We start from the raw sequence: 4,619 nt of genomic DNA, 5'->3' as shown, positions 1-4,619 counted from the left end.
GGTTCGGATGGCGGAGCGCGATGGTGAGCGCGCCGTGGCCGCCCATCGAATGGCCCGTGATCGCCTGCCTCTCCATATCCACTGGAAAGTTCGCCGCGATCAGCGCCGGCAGCTCCTCGGTGACATAGGTCCACATCCGGTAGTTGGTCGCATACGGCTCCTCAGTGGCATCGACGTAGAAGCCCGCGCCAAGTCCGAAGTCATAGGCGCTCGCCGGATCGTCGGGCACGCCTTCCCCACGCGGCGAGGTATCGGGCGCGACGAAGATCAGGCCGAGCTCGGCGCAGGCGGCGCGGTATTCGCCCTTATCGGTCACGTTGGCGTGGGTGCATGTCAGCCCCGACAGATACCACACCACCGGCAACGGCGCGCTGCCGTCATGAGATGGGACGAAGACGGAGAATGTCATCTCCGTTCCCGTCGCCACGGAGGCGTGACGGTACACTCCCTGCGTTCCCCCGAATGCGCGGCCGGTAGACACCGTTTCGATCGTCATAGTTCGAACCTCGTGCGGAATGGCGTTCGGCGGCGCATGTCGATCCGGTCGTTGACCATTTCTACTCTTCCGGTGCGATTGTCAGCCGCAGGCCGTCGAGCGCGTTCACGAACCTGATCTGGCATGACAGACGCGACGTTGGAACACGGTTATCGGAACTTTCCAGCAAATCATCTTCGTCCGTGCTCATCGGCTCCAGGCGATCGAGATCTTCGGGGGCGACATGGACGTGGCAGGTCGCGCAGCTGCAGCAGCCACCGCATAGCGCCAGCAGCTCGTCGACGCCCGCATCGCGGATGATCTCCATCACGGAGAGACCTTCCCGAGCGTCGATCGTCAACGGCGATCCCTCGCGGGTCGTGATCTGAACGGTCGTCATCAGTACACCACGACGGATCTGATGCTCTCGCCCGCATGCATCAGGTCGAATCCTTGGTTGATCTCGTCGAGCGCGAGGACGTGGGTGATCATCGGGTCGATCTCGATCTTGCCGTCCATGTACCAGTCGACGATCCTGGGCACGTCGGTGCGGCCTTTGGCGCCGCCGAACGCCGTGCCGCGCCAGTTGCGCCCCGTCACGAGCTGGAAGGGACGGGTGCTGATCTCGCGCCCCGCCTCCGCCACGCCGATGATGATGCTCGTGCCCCAGCCGCGGTGGCAGGCCTCCAGCGCCTGGCGCATCACGTCGGTGTTGCCCGTGCAGTCGAACGTGTAGTCCGCCCCGCCGTCGGTGAGCGCGACCAGGTGCGCCACCAGGTCGCCCGCGACTTGGCTGGGATTGACGAAGTGCGTCATGCCGAACCGGCGGCCCCACTCCTCGCGGTCGGGGTTGATGTCGACGCCCACGATCACCCCCGCCCCCGCCAGCCGAGCCCCCTGGAGCACGTTGAGGCCGATGCCGCCGAGCCCGAACACGATCACCGTGTCGCCGACCTGGACCTTGGCGGTGTTGACCACCGCGCCGACGCCCGTCGTGACGCCGCAGCCGATGTAGCAGCTGGTCTTGAACGGCGCGTCGGTCCTGATCCTGGCCACCGCGATCTCGGGCAGGACGGTGAAGTTCGAGAAGGTCGAGCAGCCCATATAGTGAAAGATCGGCCGGCCCTTGTGGCTGAAACGCGTGGTGCCGTCGGGCATCAGCCCCTTGCCTTGCGTCGCCCGGATCGCCGTGCACAGGTTGGTCTTGCCGCTCAGGCACGACTTACATTGCCGGCATTCGGGGGTGTAGAGCGGGATGACGTGGTCGCCGGGCGCGACCGACGTGACGCCCGAGCCGACCTCGCGCACGATCCCGGCGCCTTCATGGCCCAGCACCGACGGGAACAGTCCCTCCGAGTCCAGCCCGTCCAGCGTGTAGGCGTCGGTGTGGCAGATGCCCGTCGCCATGATCTCGACCAGCACCTCGCCCGCGCGTGGACCCTCCAGGTCGAGCTCGACGATCTCCAGCGGCCGCTTGGGGGCGAACGCAACGGCGGCGCGGGTCTTCATTCGCTTGCCTCCCCGCCGCCCGTTCGCCTGAAGCGCGCCGCCGCCTCCGAGCCGGCGGTCGCGTTGCCCGCGCTGTAGGAATGGGCACCGGTTCCGGCTAGCGCGCCTCCCTGCACGATGAGGTATTCATCGCGGATCGGCCGACCTTCGAAGAAGCATTCCAGAACCTCGCGGACGCCTGCCGCGTAGCGAGCCTGCGCCGAGAGGCTCGTGCCAGAGATGTGCGGCGTCATGCCTTCATTCGGCATTGTCCGCCAAGGATGGTCGGCTGGTGCCGGCTGCGGAAACCATACGTCCCCGGCGTAACCCGCAAGCTGACCGCTCTCGAGCGCTCGAACGACCGCGTCGCGATCGACTATCTTACCCCTGGCCGTGTTCACGAGATAGGCGCCGCGCTTCATCTTCCCCAGCATCGCCTCGTCGAACAGGTTCTCGGTCTCGGGGTGCAACGGGCAGTTGATCGTCACCACGTCGCACACGGCCACCATGTCCTCCACGGTGTCGTGCCATGTCAGGTTGAGTTCCGTCTCGACGTCCTGCGAAAGTCGGTGCCGGTCGAAATAGTGAAGCGGCATGTCGAACGGCTTGAGGCGACGCAGAACCGCGAGCCCGATCCGCCCCGCTGCGACGGTGCCGACGTGCATGCCCTCGACGTCGTAGGAACGGGTCACGCAGTCGGCGATGTTCCAGCCGCCCTTGCGCACCCAATCATGCGATGGGATGTAGTTGCGCACCAACCCCAAGATCATCATCACGACGTGCTCGGCGACGCTGACCGAGTTGCAATAGGTCACCTCGGCGACCGTGACGTTCCGCTCGATCGCCGCTTGCAGGTCGACGTGATCGGAACCGATCCCGGCGGTTAGCGCGAGCTTCAGCGCGGGCGCCTTCGCGATCCGCTCGGCGGTCAGGTAAGCCGGCCAGAAGGGCTGGGAAATGACCACGTCGGCATCGACCAGCTCGCGTTCGAACGCACTGTCCGCGCCGTCCTTATCGGAGGTTACGACTAGCGTGTGCCCGGCGGCTTCAAGGTATCGACGCAGGCCGAGCTCGCCCGACACGGAGCCCAACAGTTGCCCGGGCGTGAAATCTATCTGTTTTGGAGACGGTACGCTTTGGCCGTCCGGATAGCGTGAGATGAGCGGCACGTCGTCACGGGCGTAGTTCGTCGGAAAACCGCTGATCGGATCATCATAGAGAACACAGACCACCTTAGCCAAAACCGTTTTCCTTGTTCGAGTGAGAGAAGTTACCATCGACATAGGTCGCGCATGGTTCATCATGCGGCGGAAATGCAGCGTCGTGCCTGACGTACGCCCGAGGCGCCGGGACTTGGGCGCACCGCGAGTTCGGGTCACGCGTCCGGCCCGGATCGTCGCGCGAAGTCGGATGACGTCGCGGGACGGGTGGGCGGCTCAAAATCTGAACTCGGCACCAAGGCCGTAGGTTCGCGGCGCGGCGCCATAGAGCGCGGGATAGCCCAACCCCTGCGTCGTTGCTTGCGTGATGATCCGTTCGTCCAGGAGGTTCCGTCCGAAAAGCGTCAGGCTCAGACGATCCCCCGGGAGCGTCCACCTAAGCGAGGTGTTCAGGATCACATAGGATCCCTGACGAAGGAAATTGTCGGCTTCGAAGAAGTAGTCACCATTGTAGTTTCCCGTGAGATTGAAATCCAAGCTCCCGTCGCGGAGATCGGTATGGTAGTCCACCGACCCCGTCGCGCTGAACTCCTGCGCTAACGGCAGGCGATTGCCCGTCGCATCACCGGGCGAGATGATCGCTCCGCCACCTGGTCGCGGCGTGCTGAATACGGCACCCCGATAGTCACTGAACTCCGTGTGCTCGATCTCGAAACCGCCGGAAATCCTCAGTCCCCTCGCGAGCTGCGCTTCCAGATCGGCGTCGAGGCCGTACAGCTTGGCGCCGGGTCCGTTGACCACGGTCTGCGTGACGCCGACGAACTGGATCACCTGAAGGTTCGTATAGTCGTAGTAGAAGGCCGCGAGGTTCAACCTTACTCGACGATCCAGAAGCTCGGTCTTCAGGCCCACCTCATAGGACGTGAGTTTCTCGGGCAGGTAAGCCGGATTGGCCGGGCTGACCGTATTGAAACCGCCGCTCTTGATACCGGTGTTGAACGACACGTAGCCGAGAATGGCGTCGGAGAAGCGGTAGTCCAACGCCGCGCGGAACGTGGGTCTTCGGATGGTCAACGGGTTGGGGGAAATGGTCCGCGGGACCGTGGTGCCGTTGACCAGCGTGCTCACCACGCTGGCGTCTTCGAGCTTGCGCTTCTCATAGGTGTAACGGGCGCCGAGCGTCAGCGTCATCCTGGGCAGCAACTCCCATCCGATCTGACCAAACGGTGCCAACGAACGGGTCGTCTCCGTCGAATTGGTAACGGTCATCGCCACCGATGTCGGAAGCGGTGTGAACGGGCCGGCGAAGTTCCGGAAGATCGGTTTAGCTCCGAGCGAGTTGTCGAAATAGTAGGCACCCACGACCCAGGTGAACGGCCCCGCCTTCGGCGAAACGAGCTGGAGTTCCTGCGTGAAGCTCTCGTTCGGCGAGTTCGGCGATCGCACGATGAAGAAGGGCTGGGGCACCGCCGAGTTGTCGAACACGTACCGCCCCT

The 4,619-nt window shown here is 64.2% G+C and carries 5 protein-coding genes; all 5 read right to left on the bottom strand.

Features of this window, described 5'->3' with window-relative positions; translation table 11 throughout:
• A partial coding sequence (locus ACFE7F_RS14775; RefSeq protein ID WP_375404615.1) for an alpha/beta hydrolase-fold protein occupies positions 1–490 on the bottom strand: 490 nt, incomplete at its 3' end.
• Positions 491–557: 67 nt separating this feature from the next.
• Entirely contained in the window at positions 558–875 is a 318-nt protein-coding gene (locus ACFE7F_RS14770) for a 2Fe-2S iron-sulfur cluster-binding protein (protein ID WP_375404613.1), read from the bottom strand.
• Complete coding sequence (locus ACFE7F_RS14765) at positions 875–1,984, bottom strand: S-(hydroxymethyl)glutathione dehydrogenase/class III alcohol dehydrogenase (RefSeq protein ID WP_375404612.1); 1,110 nt, start codon at positions 1,982–1,984, stop codon at positions 875–877. Before ACFE7F_RS14765 ends, ACFE7F_RS14770 begins: the two co-directional genes overlap by 1 nt.
• The gene (locus ACFE7F_RS14760) at positions 1,981–3,195 is read right to left on the bottom strand and encodes an NAD-dependent formate dehydrogenase (RefSeq protein ID WP_375404614.1); all 1,215 of its coding nucleotides are present in this window, start codon (positions 3,193–3,195) and stop codon (positions 1,981–1,983) included. The genes ACFE7F_RS14765 and ACFE7F_RS14760 overlap by 4 nt, the downstream gene beginning before the upstream one ends.
• A 204-nt stretch (positions 3,196–3,399) precedes the next feature.
• Positions 3,400–4,619, bottom strand: a 1,220-nt coding sequence (locus ACFE7F_RS14755; protein ID WP_375404611.1) for a TonB-dependent receptor, incomplete at its 5' end; no start/stop codon positions are given.

It is taken from the genome of uncultured Sphingomonas sp., assembly GCF_964235535.1.
Lineage (GTDB): Bacteria > Pseudomonadota > Alphaproteobacteria > Sphingomonadales > Sphingomonadaceae > Sphingomonas.
Note: the sequence above shows the minus strand (reverse complement) of the source record. Positions and strands in the feature narration are given on the sequence as shown.